Origin of the sequence: Shewanella zhuhaiensis, assembly GCF_022484835.1 — a bacterium.
GTDB classification, from domain to species: Bacteria; Pseudomonadota; Gammaproteobacteria; order Enterobacterales; family Shewanellaceae; genus Shewanella; species Shewanella khirikhana.
Genome location: NZ_JAKUDL010000014.1, coordinates 16,547 through 36,856, shown reverse-complemented (window position 1 = coordinate 36,856; position 20,310 = coordinate 16,547). Strand labels below are relative to the sequence as shown.

At 54.6% G+C, this 20,310-nt stretch carries 23 protein-coding genes and 1 pseudogene; 8 read left to right on the top strand and 16 right to left on the bottom strand.

The features are described 5' to 3' along the window. The first annotated feature begins 265 nt into the window (after nucleotides 1–265). From MJ923_RS20515 to MJ923_RS20490, 6 genes and pseudogenes are all read left to right on the top strand, one after another. Nucleotides 266–1,309, top strand: coding sequence for an NAD(P)H-dependent flavin oxidoreductase (locus MJ923_RS20515; RefSeq protein ID WP_240592651.1), 1,044 nt, complete (start codon nucleotides 266–268; stop codon nucleotides 1,307–1,309). A 30-nt stretch (nucleotides 1,310–1,339) separates the two neighbouring features. Further along, a pseudogene (locus MJ923_RS20510) lies at nucleotides 1,340–1,747 on the top strand (GFA family protein). 106 nt (nucleotides 1,748–1,853) lie between these two features. Then, complete coding sequence (locus tag MJ923_RS20505; RefSeq protein ID WP_240592650.1) at nucleotides 1,854–2,840, top strand: NAD(P)-dependent alcohol dehydrogenase; 987 nt, start codon at nucleotides 1,854–1,856, stop codon at nucleotides 2,838–2,840. Between the two features lie 88 nt (nucleotides 2,841–2,928). Continuing rightward, nucleotides 2,929–3,219 carry a YciI family protein gene (locus tag MJ923_RS20500; RefSeq protein ID WP_240592649.1) on the top strand — a complete coding sequence of 97 codons (291 nt, stop codon included), beginning with the start codon at nucleotides 2,929–2,931 and terminating at the stop codon, nucleotides 3,217–3,219. A gap of 70 nt (nucleotides 3,220–3,289) precedes the next feature. After that, a complete protein-coding gene (locus MJ923_RS20495) occupies nucleotides 3,290–3,784 on the top strand; it encodes a hypothetical protein (protein WP_240592648.1) in 495 nt (164 codons plus the stop codon). Between the two features lie 25 nt (nucleotides 3,785–3,809). Then, nucleotides 3,810–4,196 carry a hypothetical protein gene (locus MJ923_RS20490; protein WP_240592647.1) on the top strand — a complete coding sequence of 129 codons (387 nt, stop codon included), beginning with the start codon at nucleotides 3,810–3,812 and terminating at the stop codon, nucleotides 4,194–4,196. A 100-nt stretch (nucleotides 4,197–4,296) separates the two neighbouring features. On the opposite strand, the gene MJ923_RS20485 is transcribed toward MJ923_RS20490, so the two are convergent. The 16 genes from MJ923_RS20485 to MJ923_RS20410 form a co-directional block, all read right to left on the bottom strand. Then, nucleotides 4,297–4,533: a DUF2897 family protein gene (locus tag MJ923_RS20485; protein WP_240592665.1), complete on the bottom strand. Its 237-nt coding sequence runs from the start codon at nucleotides 4,531–4,533 to the stop codon at nucleotides 4,297–4,299. Between the two features lie 14 nt (nucleotides 4,534–4,547). Further along, entirely contained in the window at nucleotides 4,548–5,285 is a 738-nt protein-coding gene (gene kdsB, locus MJ923_RS20480) for an 8-amino-3,8-dideoxy-manno-octulosonate cytidylyltransferase KdsB (RefSeq protein ID WP_126166804.1), read from the bottom strand. A 56-nt stretch (nucleotides 5,286–5,341) separates the two neighbouring features. Further along, the gene (gene kdnB, locus MJ923_RS20475) at nucleotides 5,342–6,412 is read right to left on the bottom strand and encodes a 3-deoxy-alpha-D-manno-octulosonate 8-oxidase KdnB (protein WP_240592646.1); all 1,071 of its coding nucleotides are present in this window, start codon (nucleotides 6,410–6,412) and stop codon (nucleotides 5,342–5,344) included. An 18-nt stretch (nucleotides 6,413–6,430) separates the two neighbouring features. After that, a complete protein-coding gene (gene kdnA / locus MJ923_RS20470; RefSeq protein ID WP_240592645.1) occupies nucleotides 6,431–7,618 on the bottom strand; it encodes an 8-amino-3,8-dideoxy-alpha-D-manno-octulosonate transaminase KdnA in 1,188 nt (395 codons plus the stop codon). Nucleotides 7,619–7,785: 167 nt separating this feature from the next. Next, nucleotides 7,786–8,403, bottom strand: coding sequence for a carbonate dehydratase (gene can / locus MJ923_RS20465; RefSeq protein WP_240592644.1), 618 nt, complete (start codon nucleotides 8,401–8,403; stop codon nucleotides 7,786–7,788). A gap of 161 nt (nucleotides 8,404–8,564) precedes the next feature. Beyond that, complete coding sequence (locus MJ923_RS20460; RefSeq protein WP_240592643.1) at nucleotides 8,565–8,993, bottom strand: type 2 periplasmic-binding domain-containing protein; 429 nt, start codon at nucleotides 8,991–8,993, stop codon at nucleotides 8,565–8,567. Nucleotides 8,994–9,004: 11 nt separating this feature from the next. After that, nucleotides 9,005–10,186 (bottom strand): porin family protein, encoded by a 1,182-nt coding sequence (locus tag MJ923_RS20455; RefSeq protein ID WP_240592642.1) that lies wholly within the window; start codon nucleotides 10,184–10,186, stop codon nucleotides 9,005–9,007. A 116-nt stretch (nucleotides 10,187–10,302) separates the two neighbouring features. Further along, the gene (locus tag MJ923_RS20450) at nucleotides 10,303–11,130 is read right to left on the bottom strand and encodes an alpha/beta fold hydrolase (RefSeq protein WP_240592641.1); all 828 of its coding nucleotides are present in this window, start codon (nucleotides 11,128–11,130) and stop codon (nucleotides 10,303–10,305) included. Next, nucleotides 11,127–11,834 (bottom strand): M15 family metallopeptidase, encoded by a 708-nt coding sequence (locus MJ923_RS20445; protein ID WP_240592640.1) that lies wholly within the window; start codon nucleotides 11,832–11,834, stop codon nucleotides 11,127–11,129. The genes MJ923_RS20450 and MJ923_RS20445 overlap by 4 nt, the downstream gene beginning before the upstream one ends. Further along, nucleotides 11,825–12,970 carry a succinyl-diaminopimelate desuccinylase gene (gene dapE / locus MJ923_RS20440; RefSeq protein ID WP_240592639.1) on the bottom strand — a complete coding sequence of 382 codons (1,146 nt, stop codon included), beginning with the start codon at nucleotides 12,968–12,970 and terminating at the stop codon, nucleotides 11,825–11,827. The genes MJ923_RS20445 and dapE overlap by 10 nt, the downstream gene beginning before the upstream one ends. Beyond that, nucleotides 12,967–13,311 (bottom strand): ArsC family reductase, encoded by a 345-nt coding sequence (locus MJ923_RS20435; RefSeq protein WP_240592638.1) that lies wholly within the window; start codon nucleotides 13,309–13,311, stop codon nucleotides 12,967–12,969. The genes dapE and MJ923_RS20435 overlap by 4 nt, the downstream gene beginning before the upstream one ends. 90 nt (nucleotides 13,312–13,401) lie before the next feature. After that, nucleotides 13,402–13,911: a PTS glucose transporter subunit IIA gene (gene crr / locus MJ923_RS20430; protein WP_126166813.1), complete on the bottom strand. Its 510-nt coding sequence runs from the start codon at nucleotides 13,909–13,911 to the stop codon at nucleotides 13,402–13,404. Nucleotides 13,912–13,982: 71 nt separating this feature from the next. Beyond that, complete coding sequence (gene ptsP / locus MJ923_RS20425; RefSeq protein ID WP_240592637.1) at nucleotides 13,983–15,686, bottom strand: phosphoenolpyruvate--protein phosphotransferase; 1,704 nt, start codon at nucleotides 15,684–15,686, stop codon at nucleotides 13,983–13,985. 15 nt (nucleotides 15,687–15,701) lie between these two features. Further along, nucleotides 15,702–15,959, bottom strand: coding sequence for an HPr family phosphocarrier protein (locus MJ923_RS20420; RefSeq protein WP_126166815.1), 258 nt, complete (start codon nucleotides 15,957–15,959; stop codon nucleotides 15,702–15,704). 75 nt (nucleotides 15,960–16,034) lie between these two features. Next, nucleotides 16,035–16,433 (bottom strand): ACT domain-containing protein, encoded by a 399-nt coding sequence (locus MJ923_RS20415; protein ID WP_240592636.1) that lies wholly within the window; start codon nucleotides 16,431–16,433, stop codon nucleotides 16,035–16,037. Nucleotides 16,434–16,542: 109 nt separating this feature from the next. Continuing rightward, on the bottom strand, nucleotides 16,543–18,159 hold the full coding sequence (locus tag MJ923_RS20410; RefSeq protein WP_240592635.1) for a methyl-accepting chemotaxis protein: 1,617 nt from the start codon (nucleotides 18,157–18,159) through the stop codon (nucleotides 16,543–16,545). 291 nt (nucleotides 18,160–18,450) lie between these two features. On the opposite strand from MJ923_RS20410, the gene MJ923_RS20405 reads away from it, so the two are divergent. Beyond that, complete coding sequence (locus MJ923_RS20405) at nucleotides 18,451–19,137, top strand: DUF3334 family protein (protein ID WP_126166818.1); 687 nt, start codon at nucleotides 18,451–18,453, stop codon at nucleotides 19,135–19,137. A 117-nt stretch (nucleotides 19,138–19,254) separates the two neighbouring features. Beyond that, on the top strand, nucleotides 19,255–20,283 hold the full coding sequence (locus MJ923_RS20400) for a LacI family DNA-binding transcriptional regulator (protein WP_240592634.1): 1,029 nt from the start codon (nucleotides 19,255–19,257) through the stop codon (nucleotides 20,281–20,283). Nucleotides 20,284–20,310 lie beyond the last annotated feature (27 nt).

Here is a 20,310-nt window from a genome sequence, read left to right as displayed (position 1 = left end):
AGAGTGACGGATCCGGGTTGCTGTATTGGTCGCTGGATAATGGTGTTGATAATGATGCCTGTGCTGATTAACGCATTTTGAAGATAAGGGTGACTTAGCGGGTGTGTGGCTCCGGGGCCAGCACACTTTGCTGCCAGGCTTATTTCCAGGACTTAATCACAATACTTAATCACAATACTTAATCACAATACTTAACGTCTTAAACCTAAACTCCGGTTGTTAAACCCAGGCGTTTTTGGGCATTTTTAAAGGGATACGCAAACAAATGGATTTTAAAGCGTTATTGGGCACACAGTTGCCTATCATTCAGGCGCCGATGGCCGGCGTGCAGGACAGTGCCCTTGCGATTGCAGTCAGCGAGGTTGGCGGCCTGGGCTCGCTGCCTTGTGGCATGTTGAGCACAGCCAAGATTGTCGAAGAAATTCAGCAAATAGCACGGCAAACCAACAAGCCCTACAACCTTAACTTCTTTTGTCATCAAAGCCTGGCGTTTGATGAGGCTCGCCAGCAGCTGTGGCGCAGCAGACTGAAACCGTACTTCAGTGAGCTTAAGATTGCCCCAAGTGCTGGTGGGGCCAGCAGGGTGCCGTTCAGTCATGAGATTGCTGATGCCATAGAGCCATTTGTGCCGCCCTTTATCAGTTTTCATTTTGGCCTGCCGGAAAAATCGTTACTGGCACGGGTGAAGGGCTGGGGCACTAAAGTAGTGTCCACTGCCACCACAGTGGACGAAGCCCTTTGGCTGGAAGCACAGGGCGCCGATGCCATTATCGCTCAGGGGCTGGAGGCCGGTGGCCACAGGGGCATGTTCCTATCAAAGGATATCAGTACCCAAATGGGGCTGTTTGCTTTGCTGCCGCAAATCGTGAGTAAGGTAAGCGTGCCTGTAATTGCCGCAGGCGGCATTTGTGATAGTCGCTCAGTTAAGGCCGCGATGGAACTTGGCGCTGCTGCGGTGCAGGTGGGAACCGCCTATATGCTGTGCGATGAGGCAAGGACCTCAGCCTTGCATCGTCAGGCAATTCAATCGGGGCGGGCGGCTCATACGGCGCTGACCAATCTGTTTTCAGGAAAACCGGCCCGTGGCATTGTCAATCGCGCCATGAACGAGCTTGGGTACATGATTGACGACGCGCCGGAATTCCCCTTCGCCTCTATTGAGATGGGGCAGCTCAGGGCCGCCGCCGAGCCCCGTGGGCGAGATGATTTTTCCCCTTTGTGGTGTGGCCAGAATGCAGCTGGCTGCAGGCAAATAGCGGCAGCGGCGCTGACACTTGAACTCGCTGGTGACTTTCTGGATGTAAACTAGCTCAAAAACAAAAAGATAAAGGATGTAGCTATGTACAAAGGGAGTTGTCTTTGCGGCTCGCTCAGCTTTGTATTGAAAGGCAGAATAGGTGAGATTATTCATTGCCACTGCGCTTTGTGCCGCAAAGCAAGTGGTTCTGCCTATGCAACCAACGGCTTTATCGACGCTGCAGATTTTGAGGTGACCGACGCAGAGGCTAGCTTAACCTTTTATTAGAGTGCAGCGGGTAAACGCAAGTATTGCTGCAAACGCTGCGGCGCGCCCATTTACAGTAAAAATACGGCTAAACCGGGTCGTTACCGGCTGAGATTAGGGGCGCTCGACAGCGATATTAATGAGCGGCCAATGTCCCATAATTTTGTAACGTACAAGGCCAGTTGGGAAGATCTTGATGCCGGGCTGCCACGATATGAAAGGTACGAGCCGGGCAGGGAGTAGCTGGTCAAAACACTGACTGTCCAAACAGTGACAGTCCAAACAGTAACAGTCCAAACAGTAACAGTCCAAGCACTGGCAAGAGTCTCATGACAAGGAGTGTGGGCATATGAAAGCGGTTTGTTGGCAGGGCTATGGCGGCCCCGAGGTGCTTACCCTTGGTGATATCGCGCCGCCGCGCCCAGGCGCACGGCAAGTGCTGATAAAGGTACATGCCGCTACGGTAACCGCAGGAGATGCCAGACTCAGGGCCATGGATGTGGCGCCGGGTTTTGGGCTGGCAACCCGGCTTGCCTTTGGGTTAACCAAACCCAGACGGCGCACGCCCGGCATGGAGTTTGCCGGTGAGGTGGCTGAAGTTGGTCGTGGTGTCAGCCGCTTTCGGGTCGGTGAGCAGGTGTTTGGTACTGCGGGCATGGCGCTTGGTGCCCACGCCGAGTATCTGTGTATTGATGAAAATGCCGTTATCTGCCAGACACCGGCCAACCTCAGTCATCAGCAGGCGGTGGCCGCCATCTTCGGTGGTCTTACCGCAATCCAGTTTCTGCGGCACAAAGCCAGTCTGCGCCCAGGGCAACGGCTGCTGATTAACGGAGCTTCTGGCGCTGTAGGCACGTCTGCTATCCAGCTGGCCAAAGCCGCAGGTGCCTGGATATGCGGCGTGTGCAGCAGCGCCAATACTGAACTGGTGCGCGCGCTGGGGGCCGATGAAGTGCTGAACTACGATACAGCATCTTCAAAAAACACCCCTCTGTTAGACCCAGAAAAGCTTTATCCGATTGATTTTATTCTGGATGCTGTCGGCAATCTTACGCCTAAAAGCTGCGCACAACTTCTTGGTTCAACCGGCAAGCTTATTCAGCTGAATACCGGGCTTATGGGCAACCTGTGGGCGGTAATAAACCCAAGGCTGATTGCCGGGGTTGCGACTGAATCGGCGGCGGATCTGCAACTGCTAAACACCTTGTTGGGATCTGGAAAGCTGGTGCCGGTTATCGACAGTGTGTATTCGTTGGCGGATATTGCATCGGCCCATCGGCGGGTAGACAGCCGCCGCAAAAAAGGCAGTGTGGTAATTGCCGTTCAGGGCCAGTGATTGATTGGCTCAGGTTGAGTCGCCAGAGTCGCCAGTTTTGCATGAGTATCGTTTGAAGCTCGTTGAATGTCATTTGAAAGGGATTGGGATGTTTATTGTATCGCTTCACTATCTGGTACCGCTTACCAAGGTGGATGCCTATATTCCTGAGCACATCGCTTTTTTGGATGAGCACTATGCAAAAGGGCATTTTCTGTTGTCCGGACGCAAGGCGCCACGTACCGGCGGGGTGATCCTGGCCAATGTGGATAGCCGCGACATGCTGGATTGTATTCTGGTCGAAGACCCATTCTTTCGGGAAAAACTGGCCCGCTATGAGATTACAGAAATCGTACCCGGCAAGGCCTGTGCTGAGCTTGGTTTTTTACTCACGGACTGATGGTCTTTGGCTAACGCTTGGTGAACCGATTTAGCCTTGGAAGCATTATCAAAATTGCAGAGGAATGACTGTGGTTGCCGCAAATGAAATCGCCCGGCCGTTGGCCGGGAAACGATATAAAAACCCAGCCCTGGTGTGGGCAGCCATGTTGAGTTTTGGTGCGGCGCTACTGCACCTGGCAACCATTGCCGGCGGTGAAGACTGGTACCGGGCCATGGGCGCGGGTGAGCAGATGGCGCAGATGGCAAGGGCGGGGGATCCTTATGCCACTTATCTGACGTTGTTTATTGCGGCCGTGCTGAGTCTGTGGGGACTATTCGCCCTTGCCGGAGCGGGTGTTATTCGCAAGCTGCCGTTTACCCGCCTGGCGCTTTATCTTATTGCTGCCGTCTATACCCTGCGTGGGCTGTATGGCTTGGTGCTGGCTGGGTTACTTGGCGCGGGCATACTGGATGCACCGTATCTCACCAGTCTTGGCATTCGCTTTTGGTTGGTGAGCTCCCTCATTTGTTTGGGCATTGGACTGGTGCATATTACTGGGCTCAGAAAGGGCTTGTTTTTTTAACGGCCTTACACTGAGGATCGCGCTAATGGATAACAAGAAGACAGACTATTCCGCTTATAGCCTAACAGACTTGATGCGCGCCAGACAGGAAATCGATGAAGATCAATATCCTGAAGAGTATCAAGAGATCCAGAGTCTGATAAAGGCTAATGTTCAGGGATTCGATGATAAGTTTCGTCAAAAGTCACCACCTGAGCAAAGGCTTAACGCAAAGACCGCAAGAGCCTCTGCTGTGGGTTTATCAGTGATGTTGATTTATGCCTTGTATACGGGGCATTTTCCCGGCCGTAGTGGTGGGATCTATGCGAATGAAGATCCCTACTGGTATTGGGCGCTATTTTGTTTTCTATCTATTTCCAACCTATATGCTTTTTATGTATGGATTGTGGACTCGAAAAGCTCTTCTGATTAGTGATAGGTTTGTTGGCAGTTTTCATGAAAAAAACGCCCCTTGTGGGGCGTTTTTTATTCCTGTTTGTCACCGGGGTCGCTTTTTAGCTTATCTTTTGAGCCTATTTTTTGGACTCATCTTTTTCGCCAGCTTCGGATTGATCTTCACTGAGTTCGGGATCCGCAGCCACGTTAGCCTTGTCAGCGTCTTGCTGCTGATCAGCTGTACTATCGGCCTTTTTGTTGGGATCGCCAAACTGAGGCATCTTGAACCTGGCGCTGTACTTGAGCACGGCCAGGTTCGAGAAAATCACCCCAATCACCAGGGCGATAATCAGCACCACTTCAAGGGTAGACATAGAGGAGGCGTTCATCAGTCTACCTTCAGGCGGTTCTCACAGCGGCGGATATCCTCTGGGGTATCCACTTCCGGTGAGTCGAAGGCACTGATGGCAACCTTGATTTTATGGCCATATTCCAGCGCGCGCAGCTGCTCTAGCTTCTCGAGATCTTCAAGACGCCCCAGCGGCAGGCTATTGAAAGTGTGCACAAAACGGCGGGTGTAAGCGTATACGCCCAGGTGCTTGTACACCGGATACTCGCTCACGTCGCGGCCAAAGGGAATGCGGGCACGGGAGAAGTAAAGGGCGTTCATATCGTTATCGAACACCATCTTCACGTGCTTGGGATCGTCAAGCTCAGCTTTGTCGCTGATCTGATAACCCAGAGTGGCCATTTCGAACTCACCGGGGTGACGGGCAAACAGCTCGATGATCTGCTCGATGGAGATAGGGTCGATAAGGGGCTGATCCCCTTGGAGGTTAATCACCAAATCATCATCGGCCAGACCCAGTTGGGTGATGGCGTCTTCGATACGGTCGGTGCCGGATGCGGCGTCGGCGCCGGTCATCACCACCTTGCCGCCGAAGGCTTCAACGGCATCCTTGATGCGTTCATCGTCCGTGGCCACGTAAATGGCGCTGAGGCCCTTGGCAAGTCCGGCACGCTCGTAGACGTGTTGGATCATGGGTTTGCCATTGATGGGGGCCAGAGGCTTTCCGGGAAAACGGCTGGAGCCGTAGCGGGCCGGAATAAGCAGGGTCACGTTCATGGATAAATCCTTAGCACAAAGAAACAGGGCTCCCGCAGGAGCCCGGCTACACAAAACTAGATGCGGCGATACAGCTTGGTCAGCATCTCGTCGGTGACTTTCTCTTCCCAGCCGTCGCCATAGACGTTGTGCCACAGCGGACCGAGGCTCTTGGCCACTTTCACCATGCGGGCGATAGTTTCGTCAGGCAGATCTTTACAGATGTCCTTTGGCAGGGTGATGTTGTGCTTTTCCATCATGGTACGGAACTCGGCCACACCGGCTGGGTAGAATTCTTCCAGCACGTTGAAGGCGATACAGTTACCGATACCGTGGTGGTAGCCCAGTACATAACCCAGACCATAAGACAGGGCGTGACAGGCACCCACTTGGCTGTAAGCGATAGACATACCGCCCATGTAAGAAGCCATCATCAGCTTGTCGTCTTTCTCTGGGTGGTCATCCAGATACACTTCGCGGCACAGTTCCAGTGATTTCTCACCAAAGGCCTTGGAGTATTCGTTCAGGAAGGTACCTTCCAGTGACTCGATGCAGTGGATGTAGCAGTCCATACCCGTGTAGAACCACTGATCAACAGGCACGCCGGCAATCAGCTCAGGATCCATGATGATCTGGTCGAATACAGTGAAGTCAGAGTTCAGACCCAGCTTACGCTCAGGGCCACAGAGTACCGCAGTACGTGAGGCTTCGGCGCCGGTACCGGAAATGGTAGGAATACCAATGTGATGCACGGCAGCTACCTTGATAAGATCCCAGCCCTGGTACACGGCAGAGCCACCTGGGTTGGTCAGCATCAAAGACACGGCCTTAGCCAGATCCATGGTGGAACCGCCACCCAGACCCACCACGCTTACCGGCAGCTTGCTGTTGAAGGCCTGAACTTCTTCGGTCAGGGCATCAACCTGTTCGGTAGAAGGCTCTTCGTCTACGTTAACCCAAATGATTTTGTCGTGGGCCTTGGCAGGAATGCGGCCTTCCAGTGGCTTGCCCTGGTGTACATCGTCAACCAGAAATACCACGAAATCATCGTCGCTCTTGCGCTCGGCAGCCAGCACTTCGTCCAGCTGGTTAAAGGCGCCGCGACCGAAGATCATCTTAGGTACAGCTTTGAAATTTCTGAATTTCATGCAAAAGACTCCCGTCTATTATTGGGCAAATGCCTTCTTGATGTTGGCAATACGCTCCTGGATCTGCTCTTCAGTCCAGCTGAGCTTGATGAGCATGGAAATGGTGCGGCTCATGATTGCATCGGATTTTGGCACAGAAACCTGAGTGTAGTCAGGCTTGTCGGCCACCAGTGTGATCGGCAGCGCGGCTGGTGCAGTCAGATTCTGAATGTGATCCCAGTTCTTCAGGTAGTGCCAGTTATTCACGTACCAGTAGAAGCAGCCATCGACGCCGTTGGCGGCCAGGGCCTTGTTGATTTCCTGGGTGCGCGCTTCGGTGGGCAGCATAAAGGACAGGAAGCCAGCGTTGTCGCCTTCAACATCGGGGATCACGCGGAAGCTTACTTCCGGGATTTCTGCCATGGCATCTTTAATCAGCTTTTTGTTTTTACGCTGAATGTCGAGGATGGTGTCGAGCTTACGCAGCTGTGCCAGACCCAGGGCGGCGTTCATTTCGCTGATACGGAAGTTCAGACCCATAATAGGGTGCTTCTCGGCGCCGCGATCGTTGCCAATGTGGTCGTGACCGTGGTCAGAGAACATGTGGCTGTGGTTATAGATGGTTTCGTCGTTGGTGATAACGGCTCCGCCTTCGCCACAGGAAATGGTTTTCACTGAGTCGAAAGAGAAACAGCCTACCTGACCGATAGTGCCCAGGCCTTTGCCTTTGTAGCTGCCGCCAATGGCCTGGCAGGCATCTTCCATAAGCACAATTCCGTGCTCGTCACAAATGGCTTTGATTTCATCCATGTGGCCCATGGAGCCACACATATGCACAAAGTTCACCGCTTTGGTGCGTGGGGTGATGGCCGCGCGGATGCCTTCGGGTGACAGACACAGGGTCTCGTCGATTTCGGCAAATACAGGTACGGCGCCTGCCATCATGATGGCTTCAACTGAGGCCACAAAGGTAAACGGAGGCACAATCACTTCGTCACCGGCGCCAATGCCGGCAGCCATCAGGGCGGTGGTCAGGGCAGAGGTACCGCTGGACAGCAGGTGGGCGTGTTTTACGCCAATCTTTTCACACAGCAGCGCTTCAAATTCGCGGCTCTTCCAGCGGCCATTGCGCATGCCGTCAAAGTTATAACGGAAGGTAAAGCCGTTCTCCATGACATCTGCGACTTCCTGCTTTTCCTCAGGACCAAAAATTTCAAAACCGGGCATGGAAGTGATTCTCCTAAAATTCTGTGCATGGCGCCAAGGGCGCGATGAAAAACCCAAAGATTATAACTGGGTTGGCAACTTGATAGCGATAAGGGGGCGCGAAAAAAATTAAAAAGGCAGTCACTTGACTGCCTGATTGCAACATGGTGTCGCGCAGCGAAGGCGCATCAGCTTTGCTGAGCCATAAATGCGTTACGATCGGCGGTGACATCAAGGTCGGTGAGCAGGCCGTTGTCGATGCCATAGATCCAACCGTGTATCGCCAGTTCCTGACCCCGCGACCAGGCTTCCTGCACTATGTTGGTGGCGCTGACATTGGCCACCTGCTCAATCACATTGAGCTCACACAGGCGGTCGAAGCGTGCCTTTTCATCGAGGTTGGCAAGCTCTTCATTATGCAGGCGATGAATGTCGCGAAGGTGACCCAGCCAGTTGTCGATAAGCCCAAGGCGGGCGCTGCCCATGGCCGCACGTACGCCGCCGCAGCCGTAGTGGCCCACTACCATAATGTGCTTTACCTGCAGTACATCCACGGCGTACTGCAGCACCGATAGACAGTTAAGATCGGTATGGATCACCATGTTGGCAATATTGCGGTGCACAAAGACTTCGCCCGGCAGCAAGTCGATGATTTGATTGGAAGGAACCCGGCTATCGGAGCAGCCAATCCACAGGTATTCAGGGTTTTGCTGCTTGGCCAGAGTTTCGAAAAAGCCTGGATTTTCCTGCAGGATGCGCTGTGCCCATCGACGGTTATTGTCGAACAAGGGTTTGAGTAGTTTCATCTTGTTGTCGTAATTTGGCGAAATACGGCGCTAGTGTATCAGGAAATATTCCCCTGGCTGGTCAATCCATCTTAAAAAGCTGTGATCTGGACGAAAATACTGATAATTCAATAAAAAAACAGGCCCGTAGTGGCGCCTGTTTTTTATCCACGGAGCACGCCTCAGAACCTGGCGATGACTTTCACCGAGTCATTGACGTTGGCGGCATCCACAAAGCCAATCATATTGGGGTTGGCGGCCACCAGACTGAGCATTTCTGCATCTTCGACCGTTTTGGGTGGTTGGCCCTGGCCGGAAAACACCAGCTTTGACCAATAGGCCTTGAGCTGACTTTCCGACTTGCCAAGCACCTTGTCGACAAAGGCGCTGCGGGTGGCGCTGCCTTCTTTCAAATCCAGCGGCACTACGGGGCCACCGCCGGGAAAGGTTTTGAGCTTGCCAAGGTAAATGCGGGAAATATCGCCGTTATCCATTGAAATTGCATTGCTGGGATGTACCACCACGGCCACTTCTGCCATGGCCGCAGGTGCCAGTGCCAACAGGCCCAGTGTGATAAGGCCTTGTTTCAGCAAAGAGGTTAGCTTTTTCATCAGGCTGCTCCTTAAAAGACCAGATCCACGCCCATCAACAGCAATTGCCCATCGGAGGCTGGGCCCTTGTCATTGGTGAAGTCGGTGTATTCCAGCTTGAAGGCGGCGGAAGGGTGGAAATCCCAACGCATGCCGAGGGTGTAGTAGTAGCTGTCCTGCTGCTGGGTTTCGAGTGCCATCCTGGTGCCTGCCATCAGTGGTGCCAGCTGTGCCTGAACCGGCGCCGGCATGGCGTTGTAGACAGGCAGCATGGCGTCATAGGCATCGTACTGAGGTTTATTTTCATCCCAGCCATAGGTGGCGTGCAGCGTGATGGAATCAAAGCGAACACCGCCCGAGACAAACGCCGAGTCCTGCAGTGCAAAGGCACTGGGGTCAAGGTCGATGCTGGTGTATTCGGCGAGAATAAACCAGCTGCCCGGGTCGTACTTGGCATGCACACCGATAATGGATGCTGAGTCATCTATTGGCAAAATCTCATCGCCGGTACCGGCCGGAAACAGCCCTGTGGCGTCAACAGCCGCCGCCAGCGCAATCAGATCCGGGTATTCATAGCTCAGCTCAGCCACGTACCCAAGATTCAGGCCGTATTCGAAGTCACCGGTGGTGAAGTTCAGGTTCACAATATGGCCCTTGGCGGAGTAGGGCGCCGGGGCGACATTGGTGCCGGATGGTACATAGTCGTCGATGGAAGAGGTGATGTACTTGTAGGTGATGCCAACATCGGTATCGCCCCACAGGGTGGAATACACCAGGCCCACACCTTCACCGCTGCTGAAGGGCAAGGAATACACCCCCTGGGGCGGCATTATCCAGTGATAGGCATAGCCTACATCGATGTAGTCAGAGTATTTGTAGAGGTTAAAGCGTTGCCTGCCGGCCATCAGCATCAGGTTGTCGGTGATGTCGTAAGACAGATAGGCCCATTCAAAATCAACATCATAGTCGTTACGGCCACGGGAGAGCAGCTGCGCTGTTGCCCTGAGCCCACCGCCCAGATCTGCCGCTACCTGAATGGCAAACTTGGTGTTTTGATTGAAGTCGATTTCGCTGTCGTAACCGTAAAGGGATTTATCATCATCAAGGCTGCTGCCAGCCACTATGGAAGCGAAGCCATTGATTTGGATTTCCGCCCACACCCCGGGAGAGGCAAGCAAGGCGGCAATGGTCGCTGCGACTGTACTTTTTCTCATGGCTCTTAGTCCTTTTGAGGGGAAAGACAGTTTAAAGCTAGTTGATAAGTCGCAAAATTCACCTTTTGGCAACAAAAAAGGGCCCTAAGGCCCCTGATAACCGAACTAAGGCGAAATCAGCGCAGGTGCTCACTTAAAAAGGCGAGCAGCGCCTCGTTAACAAAGGCGCTTTGCTCGAGGCAGGAGATGTGCCCTGCAGCGGGGATATGTACCAGCTTGCTGCCGTCGATGGCGTCGTGCATCAGATAGCTTTCCAGCACGCTGCGGGCCTTATCTTCCACACCCACCATCACCAGTACCGGCAGAGTTAGTTGCTCGACATCATCCATGGTATCGCGGCGGCCAAACACGAGTCGGCCCATGCGCTCGATATCGGCGATGCGCTCGCCTGCAAGGGTTGCAAGCTTGGCGGCAAAGGCACTGGTCAGACGCTCATCGGGGCTGTTTGAGAAAAACAGCGGCACAATCGCATCAATCATGGGCGCAGGAATGCTGCCGGCGGCTTTAATCACATCGAGCATGCCGTAATATTTGGCGCGGGTAACTTCCGGCTCGAAGCCGATAAAGCTGTCCATCATCACCAGTGTCTGCACCCGGGCAGGTGCCTTGAGTACCAGCTCTGCGCCCCACATGCCGCCGACACTAAGACCAACAACCGAAAACTCGCTGACTTCAAGGCTGTCCATCAGCGCCAGCATGTCATCGGCGACAATGCGCAGGCTGTTCACCCGCGGCGGCACTGAGCCGGACTCGCCATGGCCGTGCAGGTCAACCGCAATCACCCGATAGTGTTTCGCAAGCACCTCAAGTTGCTCTTGCCACATCAGGCTATCCCACAGGTAGCTGTGGCCAAGCAGCAGCACCGGGCCCTGGCCCATGTCCAGGTAACTTAAGTGGGTGTCGGGAAGTTGAAAACTGTGCCTGAAGGCATCAAAGGAAGTCATAAAACATCATCCAGAGTAAAAGAGGGTGTGGCATAAAAACGGACATAACGGTCAACCAGCTCATCGAGGCGTGCAAGCACAGCGGCCTTGAGCGCCAGCGGCTGGGACTTAAGATGACGGCCAAGTTCAGCCGTATCAAAACCTGCTATCAGAGGCTCGGCTTCGGGGGCAAAGCTTAAGTGCCATGGCTCAGGTGAGACGCCACTTTTGCCTTGCTGATACGGCAGGAAAAAACCAAAGCGGGCAGCGTTGCTGTCGAGCCAGCAGGCAAGGGCATGGCAGGGGCCACCTGCAGCATATTCGGCGGTATCAAGCTTAAGGTCATCACGGCTGATATGGGCTGCATCGTACAGATCCAAATCGGTACCCAGATGGTGACGGGAGCAGCCCGGCAGCGCCGACCAGATCAAAATGGTGCTGACTATCTCATCATCGCCAAGGCCCTTGATATCAACCGCCTGCCCACTGGCATCAAACAGCGGCCGCTTGCCTTCTGCCTTGCCATTCCAGATGGCAAGCTGGCGGGAAAAATCACGATACGCAGAGGTGATGGCCAGTTGCAAACCGTCGGCGGCAGCGGCATCTTTCATGGCAAGATAAGCCCGGGCGGTGCCCGGACGCATCAAAAAGCCATCGGCATTGACCAGCTGAGGCTGGCTGATGCCATAAAGCGAGGCGCTGGCGCCGAGACTGGCTACCGGCACAGCAGCTTTTCCAGAATACGCTGATAACAGCTGGTCAGCAGCTCAAGATCGCTGGCTTTCACACACTCGTTCACCTTGTGAATGGTGGCGTTCACCGGCCCAAGTTCAATCACCTGGGCGCCTGTGGGGGCGATAAAGCGGCCATCGGAGGTGCCGCCGGTGGTTTGCGGATCTGTGTGAATGCCTGTTACTTCGAAGATGGCTTCGCGGGTGGCTTCCAGCAGCGGCCCATCGCCGGTCAAAAACGGCAGGCCATTGAAAACCCAGTCGATATCGTAATCGAGGCCATGGGCATCAAGAATGCCAAGCACCCGGGAGATCAGGATTTCTGCGGTGACTTCAGTGGAGTAACGGAAGTTAAACATCACCTTAAGCTCACCCGGGATCACGTTGGACGCGCCTGTGCCTGCATTGATATTGGCAATCTGAAAACTGGTGGGCGGGAAGAACTCATTGCCCTTGTCCCACTCGATGCGGGCAAGTTCGGCCAGCGCCGGCGCGGCCTTGTGCACCGGGTTATCTGCCAGATGCGGATAGGCGACGTGGCCCTGAATGCCCTTGACAGTGAGGTTACCGGTAAGGCTGCCGCGACGGCCATTTTTCACCACATCGCCAAGCTGATGGGTGCTTGATGGCTCGCCCACCAAGGCCCAGGTGATTTTCTCGTTGCGGGCTTCGAGGGTGTCTACCACCCGCACAGTGCCATTGATAAAGGGGCCTTCTTCATCGGAAGTGATAAGAAACGCGATGGAGCCCGGGTGATCTGGATGCTCGGCCACAAAGCGCTCGGCGGCCACCACCATGGCGGCGAGGGAGCCTTTCATGTCGGCGGCGCCGCGGCCATGGATATAACCGTCAATCACCACAGGGTCGAAAGGCGGCGTGTGCCAGCGGTTCATATCGCCAACCGGCACCACATCGGTATGACCGGCAAAGCAGAACAGCGGGCCTTCGGTGCCGCGGCGGGCCCAGAGGTTAGTGGTATCTTCAAATACCATGGGCTCAATGCTAAAGCCAATGGCGGCAAGGCGTTTTGCCATTAGCTCCTGACAGCCTTCATCGAGGGGCGTCACCGACGGGCGTGAAATCAGCTCGCGGGTCAGTTCAATCACGTCACTGTGGTTCTCATGGCTCATTGGCCGAATACCTCGCTGTACAGCTTGTCGTTAAAGCCGGTGTACACCGCATCGCCTTTGACCAGCACAGGGCGTTTAATAAGAGTCGGGTATTCCAGCATCAGCGCAACGGCCTTGGCGGTGTCTATGTCCTGCTTTTGCTCGTCGGTCAGGGCGCGGAAACTGGTGGATTTTTTATTGAGCAGCGGCTCGAAACCGATGCGCTCAACCCAGTCGTTCAGCTGCTCAGCAGCCAGACCATCGACACGAAAATCATGGAAAGGAACGGCATGGCCATTGGCTTCGAGCCATTTGCGGGCCTTCTTTACGGTATCGCAGTTTTTAATGCCAAAGAGTGTCACAGTGGGAACTCCGCTTAATAACAGGAAAGGGCCGCATTGTGGCATTTGGGCCATAAGGCCTCAAGTGTCCGGCGGCCCCTTGAAGGAATTTCAAATTTCGACGGTAAAAATGATGTCTTTTCCGGCTTCGACCCGGCCCTGGGATTTCTCCAGAAACTTAATATCTTCCATGTTGGCCAGCACCACCGGGGTCAGCAGACTGTCGACCTGGCCTTTGAGGTACTCAAGATCGAACGCCAGCACAGGATCGCCGGCTTTGACCTGCTGGCCTTCTTCGGCGAGACGTCGAAAGCCATTGCCGCGCAGTTCCACCGTGCCCACGCCAAAGTGCACAAACAGCTCAAGGCCCTGGGGCGACTCGATACTGAAGGCGTGGTTGGTCTCAAAAATTTTACCGATAGTGCCGTCGATGGGGGCGAGAATGGTATCGCCTTCGGGATCGATAGCGATGCCATCGCCGACAATCTTCTCGGCAAACACCACATCGGGCACCTTTTCAATGGGGTAGATCTCGCCGGACACAGGCGCATGGATGGCAATGCCACCTTCGATGGTTGGCGCCCCGGAAATCAGTCGCCGAATTCGGCTGAAAAATCCCATGACTGCTTGCCCCTTAATTCAATGGCTGCTCTTTGTGGCAGCGGATATGACATCATACTGAAACATTTAGCTTATTTATAGCCACTTATACAGGACACCAACTCAGATAATCGGTCGGCCATCAGTGCCTGACCGGCAAGCTGGGTGCAGCGCTTAAAATCCTGACCGCAAATAGCCGCTTTGATTTCAAGCAGAGCGCCGACGTTGACGCTGATTTCATCAAACCCGAGCCCCAGCAGCAGTGGCACCAGCTTGGGATCGCTGCCCATTTCACCGCACAGTGACACTTTGACATCCTGACTGCGGGCGCTTTGCAGGGTCATGCTGATAAGCCTGAGTACCGCCGGAGACAGCGCCGGATAGTCCTTGGCAAGGCACGGATTGCCGCGGTCGGCGGCCATGGCGTACTGGGTTAAATCGTTGGTGCCAATGCTGACAAAATCCAGCAGCGGCAGCATGGCAGGCAGGTTAAGTACTGCCGCCGGGGTCTCGACCACTATGCCGAGACTAAGATCGCCAAAACCCTTTTCTTCGTTGTCTAACTCGCGTTTGCAGTCTTCTATCAGCGCCATGACTGCATCGAGCTCCTCCACCTGGGTCACCATGGGGAACATCAGCCGGATATGGCCATGATTGGCGGCTCTTAGCACCGCCCTCAGCTGGGTTTTCAGCAGCGCCGGATTGGCGAGGGTGTAGCGAATGCCACGCATTCCCAGCGCCGGGTTGTCTTCTTTTGCCTGGCACAGGCAGGGCAGTTCTTTGTCGGCGCCCACGTCCAGGGTGCGGATGGTCAGCACCCGGCCTTCGAGGGCATGCAGAGCATCGCAATAAAGCTGATATTGAGTGCGCTCGTCTGGCAGGGTGTCGCTGTGCATCAGCATAAATTCGGTGCGCAGCAAGCCAATACCATCGGCGCCAAGGCCTGCCACTTGCACTATGTCATTGAGATTACCAACGTTGGCGAGCAGGCTGACCTCATGGCCATCAGACGTCATGGCCGGACGGTCGCGAAAGGCGTTTAGCTTCTCCCGGGCAGCAGCGCTCTGGGCGGCGCGCAGCTCAAGTTCAGCGCGTACTTCGCTGGCGGGGTTTTTAAATAAGGTGCCACTGTCACCATCGATTACCAGGGCGTCACCATTAACAATGCCAAGCTCGCTGTAAGGGGTGCTCAGCAGCGCTGGCACTCCGGCTGCCCGGGCCAAAATGGCGGTATGGCTGGTCAGGCCGCCGGACTTGAGCACTATGCCGGCCACATTCTCAAGCGGCAAGGTGGCAAATTCAGCGGGGGTGATATCTTCGGCGAGCAGAATGGTAGCTACTGTGAGTTTGCCGGGCTCGGCGCCGATTTTGCCAAACACCGATTGAATAAGGCGCTTACCCAAACAGCGTACATCTTCGGCGCGCTGGGCAAGGTAAGGATCGTCCATGGCCTCCAGCTCACTTGCCTGGTGGGCAAATACACGCTCGATGGAGACACAGGCGGAAAATTGCAGCTGGGTGATGGTATCGACAATATGATCGCGAAGATCCGGGTCATCCAGATACAGGAGATCGGCTTCGACCAGAGCATGGGCTTCACTGTCGGGAGAGAGGGTATCGAGGCTGGTTTGCAGCTGCTCTTTCAGGCGCGCCAGCCCGTCATCGAGCCGCTTTACCTGCTGCGGCACCCGCTTGATGGGCAGCATCCGATAATCCAGCGGCTTGTGGCCGTGATTGAGATGCAGCGCTTCCCCAAAGGTAACACCGGGTTTGATGGCTATTCCGTTAACCTGCATAACTCCTCCCGCCCCTTAGCTTAAGGTAACCAGCAGCGCCGAGACCTTTTCCACCGCTTCTTCGGCTTCGGGGCCCTGGGCGAAAACCCGCACGCTAACCCCCTGATATAAGCCGAGGGTTTGCAGCTTGAACAGGCTTTTGGCACTGGCCTGTTTGCCATTGCACTCGACTATCACGTCACATCCAAACGACTTGGCTTCCTTGACCAGTAAGGCGGCAGGGCGAGTATGGATCCCATGGGGGGCTGTGATGGTGACGATTTTTTCGTACATGGCGTTGATTGTCCGGCAAAGAATGCGGCTATTGTCCACCAAGGCGGCGATGCAGGCAAGGTACTCGGGATTGGCTCAGGGTTGGCGCTCGGGATACTCGATGATTTGGTAGCTGTTTTTCTTAAGAGCCGCCAGCGCCTGTGGCAGTTTTTCCTTTTTCACCAGGATGTAATCGGTATCAAAGGTAGAAATGGCGAAAATGCTGATCTGTACGTCAGCCAGGGTCGCTGAAATGCGCGACAAAATGCCGGTCATGGAGAAGCCAAGTGGTCCCAGCACTTCCAGGCAAATCCAGTTGGGCTCGCACTCGAGGCTGTCAAGATCCATGTGGGATGGCACCACCACCGACAATTCTTCCCGGGTTTTACCGATAAAAAACATGTCCTGGGAGAAAACCTCAGCCGGGGGCGATGCCTCGGGGCTGAAGCTGTGAATGGTGTAAAGCTCGGGATGAACTGCCAGAGTCAAGCGCACTGAGTATCTCCTGCTGTGTCCCGTTGAGTGGCTGGAAATCTTAGCCTAACACAAAATTTGCGCATAAAAAGAGGGACCTGAAAGATCCCTCATCGGCTTGTGTTGGGTGTCAGACTTTAAACTGGCTCAGCGCCTTGGCCAGCGCGCCACTGATGGATTGCAGCGATGCGGCGGCGCGGCTGTTGCTGTCACTGCTTTGTACCGACAGCTGCATTTGCTCGGAGATATTGCTGATGTTGCGGTTTATCTCTTCGGTCACCAGCGACTGCTCTTCGGTGGCACTGGCAAGCTGGGTGTTCATGTCGTTGATATGGGCTATCAGCGACAAAATGGCATCCATGGCATCGCCTGCCTGACGGGCTCGGCCTTGCAGAGTAACCGACAGTTCCTGATTGGCGCTGTTGGATTGGGTGACTTCACCGATGCCGGTTTGGATTTCTGAGATGATTTTCTGGATCTCGTTGGTAGAGTCCTGGGTGCGGTTGGCGAGCGCCCGTACTTCATCGGCTACTACCGCAAAGCCGCGGCCATGGGCACCGGCGCGGGCCGCTTCAATGGCTGCGTTCAGCGCCAGCAGGTTGGTTTGTTCGGCAATGGAGCGAATGACATCCAGAATGCTGCCAATCTGCCCGGATGCAGCGCTGAGGCGCACCGTGGTTTGCTCGGCGGCCTTTAACTTGTCAACCAGCACCTCGGTTTGATGCACGGTTTGGCTCATCAGGCTTTGGCTGTCTTCGGCCTGCAACTGCACCTTGGAGGCCGAATCGGCGGCCTGCTGGGTGTTTTGGGCCATTTCATGGCTGGTGGCCAGCATTTCATGAATGGCGGCGGCCACGCTTTCGGTTTCGCGGTGAATGCGCTCGCCACTTTGATTGGCGGTGGCCACCGCATGGGTGAGGGCGCTGGCATCTTCTGACAGTTCGGCGCCCATCGGCTTGATGTCTTTGATTAGGAGACCGATTTTTTCGGCAAAGCGGTTAAAAGCGGCCGCAAGGCGCGCCACTTCGTCGTTGCCGCGGGTATCGAGGCGGGCACCCAGATCACCATCGCCGTCGGCGATGTCTTCCATGGCCTTAATGGCACGTTCCAATGGCGAGGTAATTGAATGATTCAGCGCCATGAACAGGGCAAACAGCGGCGTGGAAATCAGCATCATGATGATAAGGGTGTGCCAGATGGCAGTTTCCATGGCTTCATTGATGTCGGTAACAAAAGCGCCGGTGATAACTGCCCATTGCCAGGGGCTGTAAACCCGGGCCTCGGCAAGCTGCTCACCCTGCTTGCGGGTATCCGGATTGATGGCTTCCAGTTTGGCTGTAGCTTTGCCTGACAGGCGGGCCTGATTTGCCAGCTTAAGCAGTGCTTTGTCGGTAAGCCTCTGGCCCTGAAGGTGAGACTGACCGCCGGCTGCCAGCACAGTACCGTCGGTATCCACCACCAGAAAGTAGCCACCATTGCCGTAGTGGGCGAGGCTTAACAGCTCAGCCACTTCACGCTTGGCATCGTCCAGTTTGATATCGCCCCGCTGCACCTGGGCATGATGGGCATCAATCAGCGACAGCGCCGTGTCCAGCTGGCCATCGTTTTGCAACCATTTCTGGGTTTCAAGGTTGTTGTACTGTTCTTTGATATTGAAGGCGGCAAAACACACAGTACCGACGGCAGCCAGTGCCAACATCAGGATCAGCCGCTGCAAAATGGTGAACTTTCTGAGCAAGGAAATCATTGCCATCTCCGTAACAGGGGTAAGACCGCGGTGATTTTACCGTATAAGCCTGCATTTTCCCGGTTATGGTTTTGTAAAAAATCAGCGAAAAGTTAAATTCCGTGATCCAGAGCGGCGGCTTTTGTACGGTATAAAAATGTGAGCTGAGCCTGGTTCCTGCGTGGGAAATCAGCCTGTTACGGGCTAATTGTCGTCAAATTGAGCAATTGGCAGGCTAATCATTTGTTTAGACTTTGATTTATCGGCCATTTGTGCTCAAGATTAAGTAATCACAAGAAAAGGCGAACCAAGATGAGCGCAACCCAAACAGTAACTTCCGATGACATTCTGCTGAAGCTGTGCCACTCGGTGTCCCATGTGCTGTCCCACACCAGTGGCAGCCGGGTGACCCACGCAGCCATGGTACAAAACATCAGCCGGACTCGGCTTCGCCCCGATTTGGGCTGTTTCTCTATTTTCGATGGCGGCTTCTCCGGGCTGGTGGTGATTAACTTCTCCGCCGAAGCTGCCGTGGAAATTTACCGCCGTTATATGCTCAACATGGGGATGCCCGAGAGTGAACTGGCGTTCTCCCATACTTCCGACGAAGTGGGCAACGTGATGGGTGAGCTGATGAATCAAATCCTCGGCGACTTTATCAGTAAGGTTTCCAAGGAGCTGCAAACCTCCATCAGCCAAAGCCAGCCCAAGATGCTGACCATCAATAAAGAGCTGACCATCTCGATTGATGCCAACCTCGATGAGCCCATTGCCAGACGGGTTTCGTTTCGCACCGAGAGCAACCACATCTTTTATCTTGAGTTCGCCATGGATAAGACAGAGTTTGTCAAAACCCAGGAATTTGAACTCGACGAAGAGTTTGACCCCGACTCACTGCTTGAAGAGCACGGCAACGGCAAGTCGCCCTGGTCGCAAATGGCCAGCAAGGGCATAGTGGCCGATGATGCTGACGATCTGCTCGATGAGCTTGGGATCTGAAGGCTGTTGCTATACAAGGGATTTTTGTTGAATTACCATGGAGTCGCCGCACCAACGTGGCGCGGCGGCCAGACGCCTCGGTGACTGGACCTTTGTGATAATAACAAGAATCCGGATATGGCAAACAAAGCGACCTCCATCGATATCGCCTACCGGGCCGGGGTTTCCCAGTCCACGGTGTCCCGCGCGCTGCGCGACAGCCCCCTTGTGAGTGAAGAGACCAAAGAGCGGATCAAAGCCATCGCCCGCGAGCTCAACTACAAGGTAGATAAAAACGCCAGTAACCTTCGCACCCAAAACAGCCACACGCTGGCGCTGCTGTTGTGTGAAGATCCCACCAATGATGACTCGCTCATCAATCCGTTTTTTCTGTCGATGCTGGGCTCCATTACCCGTGCCACGGCCAAGCAAGGCTATGACTTGCTTATCTCGTTTCAGCAGCTCTCAAGTGATTGGCACGCCGACTACGAAGACAGCAACAAGGCCGACGGCATTATCCTGCTGGGCTATGGCGATTTTGTGGACTATGAGCACAAGCTGGAACGGCTGTTATCGCAAAACACCCACTTTGTGATTTGGGGCGCCGAGCACAATAAATCCTCAGTGGCGTCGGTGGCCTGTGATAATCAGCAGGGCGGTTTGATTGCCACCGAGCACCTTATTTCCCTTGGCAGGCGCGAATTTGCCTTTTTGGGCGATGCCTCAAGCCACAGCCCAGAATTTCGCGACCGCTACCTTGGGCACGTGCGGGCGCTGAAAGATGCCGGGCTTGCGGTGGATAAACGCCGTCAGGTGGACGCCATCAGCACCGAGAATGCCGGCTTTGAAGCGGCCAATATGCTGATCCGCAAGGGGGCACACTTTGATGCGATTTTTGCCGCCAGCGATCTGATTGCCGTCGGTGCCATTCGCGCCCTTAAAGAAGCCGGGCTCAGGGTGCCGGAAGATGTGGCCGTGGTAGGGTACGATGATATTCCGGTGGCGAGTTTTGCCAATCCGCCGCTTACCACCATCAAGCAAAATACCCAGCTTGCCGGTGAAATGCTGGTGGAGTCACTGCTTAAACTTATTCGCGGCGAAAAAGTACCGCCAAAACTCATTCCCACCAGTTTGGTGGTTCGAAAGTCCTGCGGTATAGACCTCTGACGCTTATCCGCTACAACCATAAGGTAA

What these genes read in the sequence shown, in the direction of transcription:
- kdnB (WP_240592646.1), bottom strand. Translation starts at nt 6,412, where the DNA reads ATGAAATTCAGAAATTTCAAAGCTGTACCTAAGATGATCTTCGGTCGC.
- MJ923_RS20455 (WP_240592642.1), bottom strand. Translation starts at nt 10,186, where the DNA reads ATGAGAAAAAGTACAGTCGCAGCGACCATTGCCGCCTTGCTTGCCTCT.
- MJ923_RS20505 (WP_240592650.1), top strand. Translation starts at nt 1,854, where the DNA reads ATGAAAGCGGTTTGTTGGCAGGGCTATGGCGGCCCCGAGGTGCTTACC.
- MJ923_RS20405 (WP_126166818.1), top strand. Translation starts at nt 18,451, where the DNA reads ATGAGCGCAACCCAAACAGTAACTTCCGATGACATTCTGCTGAAGCTG.
- MJ923_RS20400 (WP_240592634.1), top strand. Translation starts at nt 19,255, where the DNA reads ATGGCAAACAAAGCGACCTCCATCGATATCGCCTACCGGGCCGGGGTT.
- MJ923_RS20515 (WP_240592651.1), top strand. Translation starts at nt 266, where the DNA reads ATGGATTTTAAAGCGTTATTGGGCACACAGTTGCCTATCATTCAGGCG.
- MJ923_RS20490 (WP_240592647.1), top strand. Translation starts at nt 3,810, where the DNA reads ATGGATAACAAGAAGACAGACTATTCCGCTTATAGCCTAACAGACTTG.
- can (WP_240592644.1), bottom strand. Translation starts at nt 8,403, where the DNA reads ATGAAACTACTCAAACCCTTGTTCGACAATAACCGTCGATGGGCACAG.
- kdnA (WP_240592645.1), bottom strand. Translation starts at nt 7,618, where the DNA reads ATGCCCGGTTTTGAAATTTTTGGTCCTGAGGAAAAGCAGGAAGTCGCA.
- dapE (WP_240592639.1), bottom strand. Translation starts at nt 12,970, where the DNA reads ATGAGCCATGAGAACCACAGTGACGTGATTGAACTGACCCGCGAGCTG.
- crr (WP_126166813.1), bottom strand. Translation starts at nt 13,911, where the DNA reads ATGGGATTTTTCAGCCGAATTCGGCGACTGATTTCCGGGGCGCCAACC.
- MJ923_RS20500 (WP_240592649.1), top strand. Translation starts at nt 2,929, where the DNA reads ATGTTTATTGTATCGCTTCACTATCTGGTACCGCTTACCAAGGTGGAT.
- ptsP (WP_240592637.1), bottom strand. Translation starts at nt 15,686, where the DNA reads ATGCAGGTTAACGGAATAGCCATCAAACCCGGTGTTACCTTTGGGGAA.
- MJ923_RS20450 (WP_240592641.1), bottom strand. Translation starts at nt 11,130, where the DNA reads ATGACTTCCTTTGATGCCTTCAGGCACAGTTTTCAACTTCCCGACACC.
- MJ923_RS20460 (WP_240592643.1), bottom strand. Translation starts at nt 8,993, where the DNA reads ATGAAAAAGCTAACCTCTTTGCTGAAACAAGGCCTTATCACACTGGGC.
- MJ923_RS20410 (WP_240592635.1), bottom strand. Translation starts at nt 18,159, where the DNA reads ATGATTTCCTTGCTCAGAAAGTTCACCATTTTGCAGCGGCTGATCCTG.
- MJ923_RS20420 (WP_126166815.1), bottom strand. Translation starts at nt 15,959, where the DNA reads ATGTACGAAAAAATCGTCACCATCACAGCCCCCCATGGGATCCATACT.
- kdsB (WP_126166804.1), bottom strand. Translation starts at nt 5,285, where the DNA reads ATGAACGTGACCCTGCTTATTCCGGCCCGCTACGGCTCCAGCCGTTTT.
- MJ923_RS20485 (WP_240592665.1), bottom strand. Translation starts at nt 4,533, where the DNA reads ATGTCTACCCTTGAAGTGGTGCTGATTATCGCCCTGGTGATTGGGGTG.